The organism is Photobacterium sp. R1 (assembly GCF_054600795.1).
The window spans coordinates 533,393-550,206 of record NZ_BAAHZP010000001.1; the positions used below are offsets into that span (position 1 = coordinate 533,393).

The window sequence follows — 16,814 nt, forward strand, 5'->3', positions numbered from 1 at the left end:
GGTGAATTGCAATCACTGAAATTTTCTTCACGCCTGGAGATTTATTTTTATATCTGAATAAAAATAAATCAAATATACCTTTTAAATAATCATCGAGCTTTTTTTTGTGATTAATTTGCTGATAGAGTATCTTTTTGGTGTTTTTTGTATGAATTTATTTCAGCTTTAGTTTGAGTGAGCAAAATAAAAATCAACTCCGTAAAAAGCCATCACATACATTTAACTTATATTTAACCTTTGTCTGTCGTTAAATGTTTCACAGGAATATTGTATTTCTTTTGAAATTGCCTAGACAAATAATAATTTGTGATAGCAGTCTCTGTAAAATGAGAAAGTCTACTTTTTATTGCCATAAATGGAACCGAGCATGAAAACTTTTGCAAATGCGTTGCAATGAATAATGTGAACGGTGCGTATAAATCTAATTATTAATATTGTGGTGTCAAAATGCTGTCGGTATGATGCAGGCAAAGGATGTAAAGAGGTTACCTGTTGCTTAGACGTTAAGCACGGTCATAGGTGTATGGAAAGAATAGAAGTACTGGATATCACAGACAACGAAGAAAATAATCTTCGTGTCTGGTTGAATTCGCAACTCAGACAATTATGGGATGCGAATGAAACTTCTGTTTCTGCGCTGATTCGCAAGTACTTTGAGAGTGAACACCATGCGAAGCTGTATACGTTTGAACCTGCAGAAAGTTTCAGGAAACAGGAATGCTTGGTGTTTTCTGAGCATGACACCATTATTAGTGCCTGGAAGAAAACAAGTACCCGTCCTTTTATTGAATGGGCCAGAGGCAATGGACTGGATAAATTTCCCTATGTCATGAATGGCAGGGTTTTTACCGATAACACTGCGGATGTCATTCACCATCGGCTACCCTCAGATTTTATTACTTTGCGTTTGCTTCGGAATTATCCGGCGTCATTAAAAGCAATTTTGCAATGGAATGATGTGCAAAGTCTGGACGCTTTCAGTGCGCTGGAAGAAATTCAACTGTATCTGAGAAATGAGCCTGTCCTTCGTGATTGGGACTGGGTTGAAGGGGTTCAGAATCAAAATGGTGAAAACCTTTACTGTATTTCACCATTTCGTGAGCTGATTCTGGTGAATGATGGCGCTTATTTTTGTTGTAGTGCCTGGCATGGGTATCCGAGTGTCGGAGATCCAAGAGACGCAGCACTCGACACCTTATGGAATAATGAAGACGCAGCTGAATTTCGAAAATCGATTCTGGACGGGTCGTATCGATATTGTCGTCATGATGTGTGCCCAAAGCTGGTCAATCCGGAATCACAGCTGAAAACCTTTACAGAGTTACCCTCTGTGGTTCAACACGGCATCTTGAAAGAGAGCGGTTACTTAGAAAGTGGATTTGAGTTTATCAACTATGGTTTTGACCCTTCCTGCAATCTGTCTTGCCCGTCGTGTCGGCATGATGTGATTCTTGCAGAAGGGAAAGCAGCAGAAGATATCAAATTCATTGAGCGTCAGATTGAGGCAAACAGTACCGATTTGCAGGAGCTGTATATCTCCGGCGCCGGTGACGCCTTTGGATCACCGTTCTCGCGGGATTTTCTCGCGCGGATGAAAGAGGAGAATTTTCCGAGTCTGCATTCAATCTTGCTGCATTGTAATGGCCAGCTGTTTAACTCATTTATCTGGCATAAATTGCCAGATTTTGTCCGTGACAGAATCAACTATGTTGAGATTTCGATTGATGCGAGTTGTCAGGAAACTTATGAAATCAACCGGCGTGGGGGCAGTTACTCAAAACTTCTGGAGAACTTATCATTTATTCGTGAGTTAAAGCAGCGGGGTGAACTTGGTTATATTAAATTCAGCTTTGTCGTGCAGCAGAACAACTATGATGAAATGCCTGCTTTTGTTGAATTTGCCAAGAGATACCATGCAGATTGCGCATTTTTTTCACGATTGATGAACTGGGGAACGCTCTCTACAGATGAATATTTATCCCGTGATGTGGCAAATCGGTCTCATGATCATTTTCCTGATTTATTACGGGTTATCAGTGATCCGATATTTAACGATGAGATCGTAGATTTAACAAATTTGAATCATTTATTGAAAGCATAAATGAATATTGGTGTTGATTTAACGTTGTGAATACGCAAGATATTTTTCTTGGCTTGTATATTTATTGTTAAATTTATTTTCCATGAAATTGATTGTAATAATTACATCCTGTTTTGTGATAGAAGAATTCGAGGGACGTTCATCTTTTCTATAGGATCATCTTTGAAATAGTCTGAGGAAAAGACTGATTTATCTATTCGTGCGTGAGGATAATATGCTGCACTTTGAAATGTTCTCTACAGAAGAGCTTTTGGCTTTTGCTGCGCTTGATCTTGAAAATGACAACCTTTTTCAAGGCATGGAAAAGCTGAAGCATTTAAAAAATAATCAGGTTGAATCAGACGAGTTGGATTCAATGTTAGGCAGCGTTTATGCAAAGCTTCAGTTATTTCATCAAGCGGTTGAGCATTATTCTGCATTGCTGGAAAGAACACCTTCCCGCCTGCATGAAAGATTTCAGCTGGGAATGGTATACCGGGAAATGAATGAGCTGGGTAAAGCCGCAGAATGTTGGGACGGTGTGCTGGACGTTGAAGAAAACTATCCGCCTGTTCTTTTTCATAAAGCATTGTTACTCATCCTGACCGGCGAAGAGGTCCAGGCCAAATCACTGCTGCAACAATTAGTCGCGACAGCAGAAAGCGATAATTATTACGTGGAACGAGCGCTCGGTGTTTTAGAGGAAATTTCGGCTGCGTCGCAAGAGCCGACACCGGTGACCCAAAAACTTGACCAGGTTCATTGATAGTAAGTGATGACGATGTCCCTTCAGCGATTAAAAGAATTTCTTGAAATGGATCCATCCAATGCGTTGCTGGCCCTTGATTTGATTGGGGGCTTAGCGAAGCAGGGAGAGTTCCGAGCAGCGATGCAAATTGTCGAACAGACACTGGGACTGAATGATGATCATGCAGATTTGCTGAGTTGGAAGGGACACTTATGTCTGGCTTTAAATCAGTATGATGACGCCGTTCAGGCATACCATGACCTGTTCCGTCGCGGTTACGCTCAGCCGGGTTTGAAAATTAATTGTGCACTGGCCTGTTTTCAGACCGGAAAGTATGAAGCAGCTTATGAGTTGCTGGCGCAGATTCCTGAACTTGATGTGGCAAATACGCTGCTGAAAGCACGTTGCCTGGCGCATTTAGAAAATAACTCGCAGGCGATTGCAGAAACGTATCGCTTACTCACAACGTGTACGCCGGAACAACACGCTGAAGTTCACGGACTGCTGTCCTTATTGTATCTGGATGATGCGCAGTATGAACTGGCTGAAAAGCATTGCCGCACATCGTTGCAGCTGGACAACAGCCAGTGTGATGCTTTGATCACCAGCGCTAGTTTATCTCTGTACCGTCTGGAGACGGAAACGACGTTAATCATCCTGGAACCATTACTGGCAAAGCATCCGGAAATGGGACGCCTGCTGGCGATGAAGGCGCTGTCATACATGTATGCCCACCGATTCGATGCTGCGATTCAATGGTATGAAAAGGCGTGCCAAAAAATGCCAGGACATGTTGGCAGTCGGGTGAACTTAGGCTGGTGTTATTTTTCGGTGAAGGATTATGACCGTGCCGAATCCTGCTTCAAAGAAGGTCTGAAAACAGACCGGAATTTTGCTGAATGTCATGGCGGTCTGGCAATCGTGAATGCTGTCCGGGAAAAATGGTCAGTTTCACAGGAGCAACTGAAGCGGGCCCTGAAGTTAGATGCCAATTGCCCGTCTGCATTGTTTGCAAGGGCGTTATATTTTCAGGTGAAAGGGAAAACTAAAGAGGCAGACTCGATTATGTCAGGACTGATGGCGTTCAAATCAGACCTCAGCGTTGAAAATCTGTCGGAAGCGATGACAAAAATAATCCTGAGTCGTCAACCATAAAATGGACAAAGATGCTGCCAGCTACTTATTAAGTGAATTAATGCATGTGGCTTTTATTATTTGTGGTCCAATTTTGCTGGTTGCATTGGTCGTTGGATTAATCATTAGTATCTTGCAAGTGGTAACACAAATACAGGAAATGACATTAACTTTTGTGCCGAAAATGATTGCAGTCGCACTTGTGATTATGCTGATGTCGAATTGGATGCTTGGGGTATTAACGGAGTTTGCAATCAACATATTTGATTATGCGGCGAGTTTGTGACACTGAATGCTATTTTAAGTGACTGGCAATCTTATACGATTGTATTTTTTCTGATTCTTTTAAGAATTACGCCTGCTTTAGTGTTCAGGAGTATTAACCCATTGTCGATGTTACCGCCATTTATAAAAATGGTGGTCACCGTTGTGATTGGTGTGATTATTTTCACTCATACCATCGATCAAAATTTAATAATACGCGCTGTGCATTTAGAGGGTACGGCATTGGCGGTAGCGTGCCTGAACGAGTTCTTTATTGGTCTGGTTTTCTGGTTCGCCTTGGTTGTCACCTACGGTGCAATATTTACGTTTCTGAAATTGCTCGATATGCAGGTAGGTTTTAATCCGATGGGGATTTTTAACCCGGCGATGCAGGAATCGGAACCAATTCTGACCCGGGCAATTATCATCTTTATCTCATTGATGTTTTTTGTCACCAACGCGCATTACACTGTGATTGAGTTACTTGCAGCATCCATCCGGTCTTTTCCGATCCTGTCAGGTCCCGGCGAACCGCAGCTGGACATGATGATCGCGTTATTTTCATCACAGATGGTTCTGGCATTTCTCCTGGCACTGCCCGTGATGATTGCTATTTTTTGGGTTGATCTGCTTTTAGGGCTTTGTAATAAAATGATGCCTCAAATCAACATTTACTTTGTTGGTTTACCCGCAAAAACTGCTGTCGCCTTCCTGATTCTCGGAATTTCTTCCAGACATGTCAGTGAAATTACAGACAGGCTGTTTGATGGTGTCTTTTCATACTGGCTTTCGCTTTATTGAGGGCAACGGGATGGCATCAGAAGAAAAAACAGAAGAAGCAACACAGTATAAATTGCAGCAAGCGAAGCAAAAAGGGCAGGTCTCCAAGAGCATGGATGTCAATGCTTTCGCTGGCTTGCTGATTACATTGGTCACAGTTCTGTTTATTGCCAAAGAAATTGGCGTGCAGCTGATGGCGGTGATGCAAAACGTTTTCCTGATGGCGCCAGACATATCGGTACAAAGTGACAGCTGGCTGATCGGGCAGATTTTTGAATCTTATATCTATGCCACGATGCCTGTTTTGCTGTTGGCGATTTTAATTGGCGTCATTGTTAATTTCATACAAACGGGTGGGATTTTCAGCTTTCATCCGATAAAGCCGGATATCAAGAAAATCAATCCGATTCAAGGGTTTAAGAAGTTATTTTCTTTAAAGTCTTTGTTTGAGCTGGTGAAAAATCTGCTCAGGCTGTCATTGGTTTCGGTACTGGCGTATATGATTTTCTATGATGAGATATTTACATTACCGGATTCAATCAGCTATTCGTTGTCAGGCACACTGGATAAGGTCAATGCCCTGCTGATTCAAACCATTGTCTTTTTTATTCTGGCGATGGTTCCTTTTACCCTGTTCGATCTGATATTTCAGCGCTGGTCTTTTCGCAAAGAAATGCGGATGTCGAAAAAAGAGGTGAAAGATGAATATAAAAATCAGGAAGGTGATCCGGAAATCAGGTCGAAAAGGAAACAAATTCAGAAAGAATTGCGAGGAAAGCTGGGCGCACTTTCAAACGTTCCTTCAGCGGATATGGTGATCACCAACCCGACCTTTGTTGCGGTTGCACTGAAATACGATCCGAAAACAATGACCGCGCCCAAAGTCGTCTCCAAAGGGAAAGGGCAGCTTGCATATCAGATCAGGAAAACAGCCCGTCATCATCAGGTTGTGATGAAAACCAATATTCCGCTTGCTCGCGTGCTGTATCAAAAAGTGAAGATCAACGCTGAAATACCGCCAGAGTTATATGATCAGGTTGCCGAGATTTACCGCTGGTATTTAAATACTCAACATCAATAAAGTGATAAACCAAGGAACTCATCTTGTTTAAGCAATATATGCTGAAGGACTGGCATAGTAATTTATTTATCATCGGTGTTGTGTTGATTCTGATGGTGATATTTTTGCCGGTTCCGCCTGGAGTGCTGGATTTCCTTCAGATTATCAACTTCAGCGTTGCACTCTTAATTCTGTTACTGACGTTTTGTACAGATAAGCCACTCAGCTTTTCAACGTTTCCATCCATTATTCTGATTGCAACGTTGTTCCGTCTCTCACTGAACATATCTGCAACGCGTTTAATTCTGAGTGAAGGTGAAGCGGGGCACGTGATTGGCGCCATCGGTGAATTCGTGGTTGCTGGAAACTATGTGATTGGTTTTATAGTTTTCATCATTCTTGTTGTGGTTCAGTACGTTGTTGTAACCAATGGTGCGCAGCGTGTGGCGGAAGTCGCGGCCAGATTTACCCTGGACAGTATGCCCGGTAAACAGATGGCGATTGATGCCGACATGAATATGGGCCTGATTGATGAACATGAAGCCCGGGAAAGGCGCTCGAATATCGAACGGGAAGCAAACTTTTATGGGGCGATGGACGGCGCCACAAAGTTTGTCAAAGGTGATGCGATTGCCGGCATTATTATCATTCTGATCGATATTATCGGGGGAGTGTCTGTCGGGGTCGCGCAGCACGGGATGAAGTGGGGAGAAGCCCTGACGAAATATTCTCTCCTGACGGTCGGTGACGGGATTGTCACGCAAATCCCTTCTCTGATTATTGCGGTGGCCACCGGCATCATTATTACCCGGGCAGCCACAGACTATGAACTCAGCCGCGAGATTGGCCGACAGGTTTCATCACACCCCCGAACACTCATTCTGGTGACGCTGGCGCTGGTGCTGGCACTGTTTCTTGATGGCTTACCGACGATGCCGATTTTGCTTGCGATCGGGTTGTTTGGCGGTTGTGTCTGGTGGGCAATCAAGTCTAATCACGTGATTGAGGTCCACGATGCGGAATCGGAAAGCAAAGATGATCTCGTGGATTACATCAAGATTCATCCCATTGAAGTGCGTCTCGGGAAGGATCTGAAAAAGAATATTGAATCCGGCAACTGGGCACTGGATAAGCGCCTGGAAGCCCTCAAGAAACTGGTGGCGAAAGACTTCGGCTATATTCTGCCGGATATTCAGTTCAAGGCGGACAGTGAGCTGGATGCGGATCGCTATGAAATCCATATTCACGGCTCCCGCATCGGAAAAGGTCAGATTCAAAGCAATCGAATTATGGTGATCAGCGCCCCTGAGATCCTGGCGGAAATGACCGGGGAAGCTACCAAAGAGCCGGCTTATGGTTTACCGGCGCTCTGGATTGACGACACCATGCGGTCATTTGCGAAGAGCCGCTCCTGTACAGTCGTTGAGCCCGAGATGATTATTTTCACGCATATTTCAGAAGCGATTAAAAATAATCTGCAGGATGTGCTGTCCCGAAAAGACGTCGAACAAGTGTTAAACCGGTTAAAGCAGGACAATGCGTCTCTGGTCGAAGAAATTGTGCCTCAGCTCCTGAGCATTTCTGACCTGCACCGTCTGCTCAGACTCTTACTGAGCGAGAAGGTCAGCATCCGTCATATTGAACTGATTCTCGAAGCGGCGTCTGAGCATGCGAGTGCTGAAGATAAAAATATTGAAAAACTGGTTGAGAAAGTCCGGGAACGATTAGCACTTCGGCTCTGTGACCGTTATCTGGACCCCGAAGAGCATTTGAACGTAATCACCATGACGCCGCAACTGGAGTCCATGCTCAAGCGTGCAATCGGCGGCGACAGCCATGATGGTCAGATTGCTCCGGGCGAAGTTGAGTCTGTGCTTCAGCAACTGGTCCGTCAGTGTGAAAACGTGATGGAAAAAGGTCTGGAACCTGTGTTGCTGTGCTCCGGTACCCTGCGAGCGCCGCTTCGGAAAATCACCGAGCGAGTGGTGCCAAGGCTGGCGGTGATATCTGCGCAGGAAGTGAAGGGCATCAAGCTGATCCGGACCGTTGGTCAGCTCACGCATGGGGAGAGCCGTTAAATGGACAAAATTTCAGGCATCGTGATGCATTCCCTCAGCCGCGATATGAACACGGTCAATCAGATCAGTACCAATACCCAACATGTGACGACTACCGGGTTTAAAGCATTACTGGCCTCTGATGACGCGGGGAAGAACCAGACGAAAACAGCGGGGCAGATTATGAACCTGTCGCAGGGAGAGCTGAAACAGACGGGGCGTAATCTGGATTTTGCCATTCAGGGGACGGGATGGTTTGTCCTGAAGTCAGGCAAAACCGTGGTGTTGACCCGCAATGGCCAGTTTCAGCTCGACGGTGCGGGTTATGTCGTGGATAGCCGTGGGTTTCGGTTACAAAGTCAGAATGGTGATATTCAGTTCGACAGCACCAGTATTCGTGTGAATTCTGAAGGGAAAATTTCGGATCCCAGCGGGAATACTGAAGAATTAATTCTGGTACAGGTCGGCGAAATAAATCCGGAACAATATCATCAGGGACATATTATTTACGAGAAAATACCAAGGCTTGATATTGACAGTCAAAGTCAGGTTTTACAGGGATATCTGGAGCAATCCAACGTTGATTCCGCTTCAGAAGTAGTCGAGTTGATGACGGCAAAACGCCACATTCAAACCATGCAAAAAACATTAGCGGCATACGATCAGGTATTAAAGAAAACCATCAGCGAATTAGGAAAATAAGATGATTGAAGCGCTGTCCAATGCAGAAATGGCACTCAGAACTCAGCAAAAATATATCGACATGATTTCCAACAACGTTTCCAACATTAATACGCCAGGGTATAAAGCGAGTACGCCGGTTTTCAATAGTCTGCTGTCCAGCACTACATCTGTTGAAGGTGCTGAGCGTAATCTTTCGGTTGGTGGCGGTGTTGAAATAAAAGATGCGATCTTTCGATTTGTTGATGGCGAGTATAAGTACACGGCGTCGCCGCTTGATCTGGCGATTCAGGGGAATGGCTTGCTTGAGGTCGAACTGGATAATGGTGAAACCGCCTACACGCGTGTTCTGTCCTTACACAAGCTGGAAGATGGCGCACTGGCAACCGTACAAGGGCACCGTCTGGCAGCCAATATCATTGTTCCGCCTGATGTTGAAGAACTGAAAGTATCCGGCGATGGCACGGTGTTCGGAAAGATCCAAGGGGAAAGTGACATGCTTGAACTGGGCCAGCTTGAACTCACTGTTTTCGATTCATTTGAAGCATTAAAACCGGGCTCCGGCGGTGTGTGGTATCAGACGGAGGCAGCCGGAAAAAGACAGTATTTAGTCCCGGGAGAAGACGGCGCGGGCACAATTTTGCAGGGATATACCGAAATGTCGAACGTCAATATGATCGATGAAATGGTGTCTTTGATGGCTGCCCAGAGAGCGTACCAGTTAAATTCAAGAGTTATTCAGGCCAGTGATCAAATCTTAGAAACGATTAATAACTTAACCCGTTAATTGTTCCGGTTATGATTCAACAAATATTTTCTGTGAGTCTGGTTTTCATTTTATTTTCTCCCGGTGCATTTGCCGGTTTGAAAGAACCGTTGAATTATCTTTCTGATTATTTATTTACGCAAGGCTACGATAATTTCGTCATCAATAAAGCGGGCGCGCATCCGGACATTGATGATGGATATCAGTTTCAGAAGATTGAATGTCGTTTTGAAATTCATCGCTGCCGGGTCGTTGTTGAACAACCATCGGCTGAGGGGCACGTGAAAACACAGTCACTGTGGTACATCGTCAGCAGTCAGCAGTTAGGCTGGGAAGCAAAACGCAATATCAGGCAGGGAGAGGCCATCAGCGATGATGATTTCATCTGGCGTATGACAGATGCATTTTCCTGTAAGAATCAATTAGCCAAAACAGATGATATGACCCGGAAACCCGTTGCGGTGAGAAAAATAAAATCGGGTCAGGCCTTATGTGAATATGACCTGGAAAAAGGAATGGATGTTCAGAAAGGTGATTTTATCACTCTGGTCAGCCGTTCAGATTCATTCGAGATCACGTTGAAAGTCAAGGCATTATCCAAGGGAAACAGAGGGGATACGGTGAAAGTCAGAATTCCCGGTTCGGGAACGATGCTGGATGCAGCGGTGGTCTCTTCAGGAAAAGTGGAGTTAGTCAGGTGACAAAAAATCGAGACATCCGGATGCTGGTAGTCGTGCTCAGTATGGTGAGTGCCTTCCCGGCCCGGGCCATTGAATTCGACATTGATCATTACAGGGCGAGCTGGGCGGATCAACGCGCTTATAAAGTCGGGGATATTGTCACTATTTTAATTGCGGAAAATGCGAAAGCGTCATCGTCTGCCGGCATTGATGCGGATAACAGGCATAAGATTGGGGTCAGTAATGACTTCAGAGGTGAGCAATTCAATTTAGATGCCGGGCTGCGGAGTGAAATGGCAAATGACGCCAGCACTTCACGGCGGGGGAGTATCAGCGCCACGATCACGGCCAGAATCATAGGAATTGATCCCTATGGCTTGCTCAAAGTTCAGGGTTCTCAGTATGTGACGGTTAACGGAGAAGAGCAACAAATCACACTCAGTGGTTTTATTCGTCCGGATGATCTCAGCCCGCAGAATGCAATCATTTCTTCCCGGATTGAATCGGCCCAAATCGAATTGAGCGGTATTGGTGAAGTCAATGATAACCGGAAACCAAGCATATTCCGTTCTTTGTTCAGATGGCTGGGTTTTTAACCATGAAAGTTTTGATGCAAGCCGCGCTTATCGCCGCAACCTGCTTTTTTACAGTGAATGCCTTTGCGGCAGAAACCTATGTTCGTCTGAAAGACATTGCCCGCATTGAAGGTGATCGGGACAACGCTCTGATTGGCTACGGCCTGGTTGTTGGTCTGGCCGGCAGCGGCGATTCAAGGCGGAGTAAGTCGACTATCCGCAGTATTTCAAACACGCTGCGCGAGTTTGGTCTGATCGTAGCAGATGATGACATCAACAGCAGAAACGTTGCTGCGGTGATGGTAACCAGTGAGGTCGGGAGTTTTTCAGAACGCGGGGACAGGATTGATGTTGCGGTGTCTGCGATCGGGGATGCGAGAAGTCTGATCGGCGGCACACTCTTACTCACCCCTTTAGAAGCCATTGACGGGAAAACCTATGCCGTTGCTCAGGGGCAGATTTCTGTCGGGGGCTATAAGTTTGAACAGTTCGGGAATACGGAGCAAAAGAACCATCCGACCGTGGGGATCGTCCCTAAAGGCGGGACGATAGAGCGAGAGAATACGGGTTATCTGGTGAACAAAAACGGCAAAGTGGGCATTGTGTTGCGTGAAGCCGACTTTGGCACTGCAATTAACATCGCTGATGCGATCTCAACGCTCGGATATCAGGCGGAAGCCGTCCATTCCGGCAAAGTAGAGGTGAGTTTACCTGCGACGAACCGTAACGCGGTTGTTCGTGCCATCGCCAACATGGAGTCGCTGAATGTGCTGGCGTCCCAGAAAGCTCTGATTATCGTGAATGAACGAACCGGTACCATCGTTTCCGGTGGTGATGTGCAGGTGAATTCACTGACGATAGCGCACGGCAATCTGGAGCTGAGTATTCGCACGCAATACAGTGTCAGCCAGCCGCAGGATGTCATTATCGGGCGCCATATTGAAGGGAATAACAGCAAGACGGTTGTCGTACCGGATACCAATATCAGTGTGAAGGATGATAACGCCAAAGTTGCTCACTTCAGCCAGACAACCACCATATTTACCCTGGTCAGTGAACTGAGAAGACTGGGTTTATCGACGCGGGACATCATTGTGATTTTGCAGGCAGCCGATAAAGCGGGTGCGATTAATGGCAAATTAATTCTCCAATAAATATCAGTTGATATTTTACGAATGCCATAAAGAAAATAGGCCCTAGGTTAAATTCCGATGGGCATGATAAAAGGATGTTTCAATGAACTTGGATATTCTGCTTGAGGAAATATCTTCCTCGCTGAGTCGATTATCAGTCGAATCCAGAGTGAATAATTATAACCTAGTTGCTGCACGTCTAGGTGAGCAACAATATAAAGTCACTTTTTCTGAAACTTTGAATTCGGGAACAACATCGCATCGTGTTTCTAATTTTCATGGTCAAAATACAGAAATTCAGGTTGAACCGCAGGAACAATCGATTGATGACATATTGCTGAAAGCCATTGAGTTATCCAGTCAGAATAACCGGCTGGTGACTCTGATGAATGCCCGGCTGGATCTGGAACGCATGATCATCAAAGGTGGCCGTTGATGGAAAAACTGAGTGCGATTGATTTGATGTCTCTATCGATGCAAATTGAAAAGCAGAAAATGGAGACGGCAACTTACAATCTTTCCATTATCAATCAATCTTTTGGCGACCGACTTTCTGTGCAGCGTGCCCAGAAAGTGGATGTCGCAAATTTACCTTCTATTGATGAAGTGATCTCAGGCGTACGCTCGAAAGAAGTTCAGGTGAACAGTCAGGATGACGGTAACGTTGTGGGGCGGGTTGTGTCTTATGAAGGCGGAAAGCCTGTCATTCAGTATCGGTCAGACATCAAAATTGAAGCGCAAATGATTCATCTGAACGACGCCACACGGGCCTATGAGGCGAGTCTCAGGCTATTCAATATGAATAAAGAGATGTCATCGAAAATCCTTCAGATTGGGAGTAAGCGATAATGAAAGTTGAAGCAATATCGGGGGATTTACTGAAATCGCTCCAGAGTGAAGCCTTATCCGGCACTCAGCAGAATATTCAGGTGAATCAGACAAATTTTACCGATCAGCTTGCCAGTATTGATGAGCGTATTCTTGCTGTCTCAAAAGGTGAAAAAATTGAGTTGCATGAGTTGATGATTGATATCGAGCGTGCAAAGCTCAGCTTGGAATATTCAGTTGCATTGAGAGATAAACTGATCGATGCATATAAAGAAGTCACCAGAATGCAAGTGTAGAAAATGGAATTTAATCAAAGAGGAAAAGTCCTACTGGCTGTAGGCGTGGCAGTGATTTCTCTGGCTGCAATATTTGTTTATTTTTTGGTTTTGAATAAAGACTATGAACTTGTTTTTGCCGAACAGCCTCCTGAACAGCTGGCCAAAGTTGCGACAAGTCTTGAGAATGCCGGAATGAAATTTCAGTATCCGGAATCGGGACAGGGCATTTTGATCGAGAAGAGTAAACTTGCCGAAGCAAGAGTACAACTCTCGAAAGACCAGGTGTTTCAGAGTGATATTGCCGGGCTGGAAATTTTTGGTGAAGCGCAGCATGCCATGTCTGACTTTTACCAGAAAATTAATTATCAGCGCGCCATTCAGGGGGAACTGGAAAAGTCACTGCTGACGATTCAGGGCGTTTCTTCGGCTCGGGTCCACCTGGCGATTCCGCGAGAGCGAACTTTTTCACAAAATAAAACCCCGGTGAAAGCTGCAGTTACATTAACGCTTTCAGCGTCTGAACCGGTGAATCAAAGAGCGCTGGTTGCGACAGTGAAACAGCTGGTGTCGAATTCTGTAATTAATCTGGAACCGGAAAATGTCTCGGTACTGAACAGCAATGGTCTGATTCTGTCTGGCGGTGTGCCGTCACTGGATGAAAACGCTAGCTTTGGCATCAAGAAAGAGATTGAACAGGACATTGAAGCAAAAGTGATCCAGTTGCTCTCCGCTTATTTTGAGGCTTCGCAGATCGGTGTGTCTGCGTGGGCAACGGTGAACAATGACAAAATCAAAGAGTCGTCTGAGGGGCTTGAATCCGCTGAAGCACCGGTGGTGACCAAGCGGGTCACTGAAACAACCCAAGGCAGCAAAAATAAGCCGAAGTCGACCGTGCTGAATGAGGAATTCAGTTATAAGTCTGTGAAGCGGGATATTGATTATCAGCGCGGAAAACTTGAGCGTCTGACAGTCAGCGTGATGATTCCGGAGTCTGAATATTTCACGATAGACGTGTTGCAGAACCTGCTTCGTACCGCGATTGGCATCAATGAAACTCGTGGCGATCAATTGTCGGTGGCATTGATCCCGGTTGAGGCGCTTCAGCCGGAAGCCGCAGTGCAGGAGATTCGTCCTGCGCTTGAGGCATCGTCTCCGCTGAATGCTGAAACGGATGCACATAGCCAATCCCAATCTCAATCCCAGCTGGGTGCTTTACCGGATACGGAACAACCCTGGCTCTGGGGTTCTGTCGGTGCTTTCGTACTGCTGCTGATTGCATTCCAGCATGGACTGTATCGGCGTAAGTTGTCGTTAAAGCGGGATGAGGAAACGATGATTTTGAAAGATGTTTCACTATGGCTGGAGGGGCGCGAACTTGAGCAAAACACTCAACTATAGTCTGTTACTTTTAAAATCATCTCCCGGATTGCAGGCGAAAATTTTGTCCCGGCTGGATTCAGGTCAGCAGCTTCTTTTGAAAGAAAAACTGCAAAGCGTGCCTTTGGTTGGGCTGGAGAAGCTTCGCCAGATGAAAGACCAGCTGTGTGAAAAGATGGCGCCGCAATCTGCAGTCATGCAGCTTCAGCCAGTTGCAGGGTTGATCAGCCAAGATGGCCTTCAGGATGATGCTGATGCGCGAATAATCGACTTGATGATCAGCTCGGAAGTATTTGAGATTCAGACCCGACAAGAAGCATCAGCCTATCTTGAGTGTCTCGATGACACTGCGTTTCAGCTGCTGCAATCCTATCTTGATTCTGAAAATTCAAAAGAGTGTTGCGATGAGTGATTTGAATCTGTCATCCCTGCCTTTGAGTGATCGTTCAATGAAAGGCTTTATCGAAAAAAACTTTCAGTCTGAACTTGAGCAGGCTTTTCTTGCGGAAAAGCAACGCGGCTATCAGGAAGGGATTCATGAGGGGCAACGGCGTCTTGCAGACCGGGAACGTGAAATCACGGAAAAGGAAGCCGAACTCCGTCAGCAAATGGAGCAGTTTGCGCTGAGAGAGCAGGCGCTATCAAAAAAAGAGGCCATTCTGGGCCGGAACGCCAGTCACCTGACTGAAATGATGCGCAGTCTGGAAGCCGAGTTTCAGCGTCAGCGTGAGGACAACAGGGCGGATATCATTTATGTCCTCTCCAGCGTCTTTCAAAAGGTTTATCACACTGAGCAGATGCAGCACTTACTCATGGAATTAATCTCGGCTGAAATGGCTAAGCTGCCGAAACCTGTGGTGCATCTTGAAATTTCAACTGAGACCGATGCCTTGGTCCGGAAACAGGAGACGGACATTCCTGGAGGGTGTCAGTGGATTGTGGATCCTGCGCTTTCGGCTTTTGAGGCAAGAATTGTGACCGAAGCAATGTCAGTCAAAGTGTCTCCCAACCGAATCCGGCAAGTGTTCAAAAGTAATTTGATGGACCTGATTGATGAAATCGAATAAGTGGCTGCTGACTTTGCTGGATGGGACCACAGAAGCTTCGGTGGCAACTGAATATGGTCGTGTTGAATCCGTATCGGGCTGCTTTATCGAAGCGTCGCACCAGGGCTGTGTGGTGGGTGAGGAAGTCACCATCTACGCCCGGTCCCGTGTTGTCGAAGCGGAAGTCGTTTCGATTCAGGGAAATCGATGCCTGCTTGCCCCTTTAACCAGTCTGGAGGGAATTGGGGTCGGCAATGATGTTGAATACAAGAAGCAGCTGCCGTCGATTGAGCTGATGAACAACCCGTTCGGTAAAGTCTTGAATGGCTTTGGCCAGGTAATCTCAGCGCAGGAACAGGAAACGGTCAGGGAGACGACGGCTTCAAATCAGCTGATGCTTTCCACCGAACCGGCACCCGTGAGCGCAAAGGAGGCGGTGACCGCGAAAATGGAAACCGGCGCAAGAATTATTGACGATATCTTTCCGCTCGGGATGGGGCAGAAAGTCGGGATCTTTGCCGGTTCTGGCGTGGGGAAATCAACTCTGCTCAACAAGCTCTATCAGGGGATGCAGGCTGACGTTAAGATTATTGCGATGGTTGGTGAACGAAGCCGGGAGGTGGTTGATTTTTATCAGGAACAGATGTCTGCTGGTCACTGCGACGATACCATCTTAATTGCTTCGACATCGGAAGATTCTCCGAGTCTGAAAAGGCGCGCCGTGTATGTTTCGCTTGCGTACGCCAGACATTTTTGCGCGCAGGGAAAAAACGTCCTCTTTGTGCTGGATTCCATCACCAGACTTGCTCACGCACTTCGTGAAATAGGGATATCCAGAGGAGAGCTGCCCGTGGCGAGGGGCTATCCGCCCTCTGTTTTTGCTGAATTGCCTAAAATTGTCGAATTATGCGGAAACTTTAAAAATCAGGGCAGTATTACGAGCATTATGTCCGTACTCGTTGATGGTGATGATGAAAATGAGCCAGTGTCAGACTTCATGCGCGGGGTCCTTGACGGGCACTTTATCCTTGACCGCAAACTGTCAAACCATGGTTTATACCCATCAATCAATATCTTAAAAAGTCGTTCACGGGTGATGGAGAACCTGTTTTCACCGGATGAGCTGACGTTTGAAAAGAAAGTCAGATCGATCTACAGCGATTATTCAGAGGTGGATGATGTGGTCCGGACCGGGCTTTATCAGGCCGGAACAAATGATGAAATCGATAAAGTCATCGCGATGAAACGGCGATTAGATCGGGAACTCTATTGCTGGAAACATCGGATTGATGAGGAGGTAAAGCACGATGTCCTCAGATATGAATAG

At 45.9% G+C, this 16,814-nt stretch carries 19 protein-coding genes; all 19 read left to right on the plus strand.

From position 1 onward, the window contains the following. Positions 1-523 precede the first annotated feature (523 nt). Positions 524-2,101 (plus strand): radical SAM protein, encoded by a 1,578-nt coding sequence (locus ACYP03_RS02450; RefSeq protein ID WP_459778341.1) that lies wholly within the window; start codon positions 524-526, stop codon positions 2,099-2,101. Between the two features lie 214 nt (positions 2,102-2,315). After that, on the plus strand, positions 2,316-2,846 hold the full coding sequence (locus ACYP03_RS02455; protein WP_248139650.1) for a tetratricopeptide repeat protein: 531 nt from the start codon (positions 2,316-2,318) through the stop codon (positions 2,844-2,846). Positions 2,847-2,894: 48 nt separating this feature from the next. Next, positions 2,895-3,983, plus strand: coding sequence for a tetratricopeptide repeat protein (locus ACYP03_RS02460; RefSeq protein WP_459778342.1), 1,089 nt, complete (start codon positions 2,895-2,897; stop codon positions 3,981-3,983). Between the two features lies 1 nt (position 3,984). Next, on the plus strand, positions 3,985-4,248 hold the full coding sequence (gene fliQ, locus ACYP03_RS02465) for a flagellar biosynthesis protein FliQ (protein ID WP_248139653.1): 264 nt from the start codon (positions 3,985-3,987) through the stop codon (positions 4,246-4,248). Next, entirely contained in the window at positions 4,245-5,027 is a 783-nt protein-coding gene (locus tag ACYP03_RS02470) for a flagellar biosynthetic protein FliR (RefSeq protein ID WP_248139655.1), read from the plus strand. Before fliQ ends, ACYP03_RS02470 begins: the two co-directional genes overlap by 4 nt. A gap of 10 nt (positions 5,028-5,037) precedes the next feature. Further along, positions 5,038-6,087 carry a flagellar biosynthesis protein FlhB gene (flhB, locus tag ACYP03_RS02475; protein WP_459778343.1) on the plus strand — a complete coding sequence of 350 codons (1,050 nt, stop codon included), beginning with the start codon at positions 5,038-5,040 and terminating at the stop codon, positions 6,085-6,087. Between the two features lie 23 nt (positions 6,088-6,110). After that, positions 6,111-8,144: a flagellar biosynthesis protein FlhA gene (locus ACYP03_RS02480; protein ID WP_248139659.1), complete on the plus strand. Its 2,034-nt coding sequence runs from the start codon at positions 6,111-6,113 to the stop codon at positions 8,142-8,144. Beyond that, on the plus strand, positions 8,145-8,825 hold the full coding sequence (locus ACYP03_RS02485; RefSeq protein ID WP_459778344.1) for a flagellar hook-basal body protein: 681 nt from the start codon (positions 8,145-8,147) through the stop codon (positions 8,823-8,825). A 1-nt stretch (position 8,826) separates the two neighbouring features. Beyond that, the gene (locus ACYP03_RS02490; RefSeq protein ID WP_459778345.1) at positions 8,827-9,591 is read left to right on the plus strand and encodes a flagellar hook-basal body protein; all 765 of its coding nucleotides are present in this window, start codon (positions 8,827-8,829) and stop codon (positions 9,589-9,591) included. Positions 9,592-9,602: 11 nt separating this feature from the next. Beyond that, positions 9,603-10,271 carry a flagellar basal body P-ring formation chaperone FlgA gene (flgA, locus tag ACYP03_RS02495; protein ID WP_330959729.1) on the plus strand — a complete coding sequence of 223 codons (669 nt, stop codon included), beginning with the start codon at positions 9,603-9,605 and terminating at the stop codon, positions 10,269-10,271. Next, on the plus strand, positions 10,268-10,846 hold the full coding sequence (locus ACYP03_RS02500; RefSeq protein ID WP_330959728.1) for a flagellar basal body L-ring protein FlgH: 579 nt from the start codon (positions 10,268-10,270) through the stop codon (positions 10,844-10,846). Before flgA ends, ACYP03_RS02500 begins: the two co-directional genes overlap by 4 nt. Positions 10,847-10,860: 14 nt before the next feature. Beyond that, positions 10,861-11,979 carry a flagellar basal body P-ring protein FlgI gene (flgI, locus tag ACYP03_RS02505; protein ID WP_459778346.1) on the plus strand — a complete coding sequence of 373 codons (1,119 nt, stop codon included), beginning with the start codon at positions 10,861-10,863 and terminating at the stop codon, positions 11,977-11,979. Between the two features lie 82 nt (positions 11,980-12,061). Beyond that, the gene (locus ACYP03_RS02510; RefSeq protein WP_459778347.1) at positions 12,062-12,394 is read left to right on the plus strand and encodes a hypothetical protein; all 333 of its coding nucleotides are present in this window, start codon (positions 12,062-12,064) and stop codon (positions 12,392-12,394) included. After that, positions 12,394-12,807 carry a hypothetical protein gene (locus tag ACYP03_RS02515; RefSeq protein WP_330959726.1) on the plus strand — a complete coding sequence of 138 codons (414 nt, stop codon included), beginning with the start codon at positions 12,394-12,396 and terminating at the stop codon, positions 12,805-12,807. Before ACYP03_RS02510 ends, ACYP03_RS02515 begins: the two co-directional genes overlap by 1 nt. Next, positions 12,807-13,082, plus strand: coding sequence for a flagellar hook-basal body complex protein FliE (locus ACYP03_RS02520; protein ID WP_459778348.1), 276 nt, complete (start codon positions 12,807-12,809; stop codon positions 13,080-13,082). The genes ACYP03_RS02515 and ACYP03_RS02520 overlap by 1 nt, the downstream gene beginning before the upstream one ends. Before the next feature lie 3 nt (positions 13,083-13,085). Next, on the plus strand, positions 13,086-14,462 hold the full coding sequence (locus ACYP03_RS02525; RefSeq protein ID WP_459778349.1) for a flagellar M-ring protein FliF C-terminal domain-containing protein: 1,377 nt from the start codon (positions 13,086-13,088) through the stop codon (positions 14,460-14,462). A gap of 76 nt (positions 14,463-14,538) precedes the next feature. Then, positions 14,539-14,853 carry a hypothetical protein gene (locus ACYP03_RS02530; RefSeq protein ID WP_459778350.1) on the plus strand — a complete coding sequence of 105 codons (315 nt, stop codon included), beginning with the start codon at positions 14,539-14,541 and terminating at the stop codon, positions 14,851-14,853. Beyond that, positions 14,846-15,508, plus strand: a complete 663-nt coding sequence (locus ACYP03_RS02535) for a FliH/SctL family protein (protein ID WP_459778351.1) — start codon at positions 14,846-14,848, stop codon at positions 15,506-15,508. Before ACYP03_RS02530 ends, ACYP03_RS02535 begins: the two co-directional genes overlap by 8 nt. Then, positions 15,495-16,814, plus strand: a complete 1,320-nt coding sequence (locus tag ACYP03_RS02540; protein WP_459778352.1) for a FliI/YscN family ATPase — start codon at positions 15,495-15,497, stop codon at positions 16,812-16,814. The genes ACYP03_RS02535 and ACYP03_RS02540 overlap by 14 nt, the downstream gene beginning before the upstream one ends.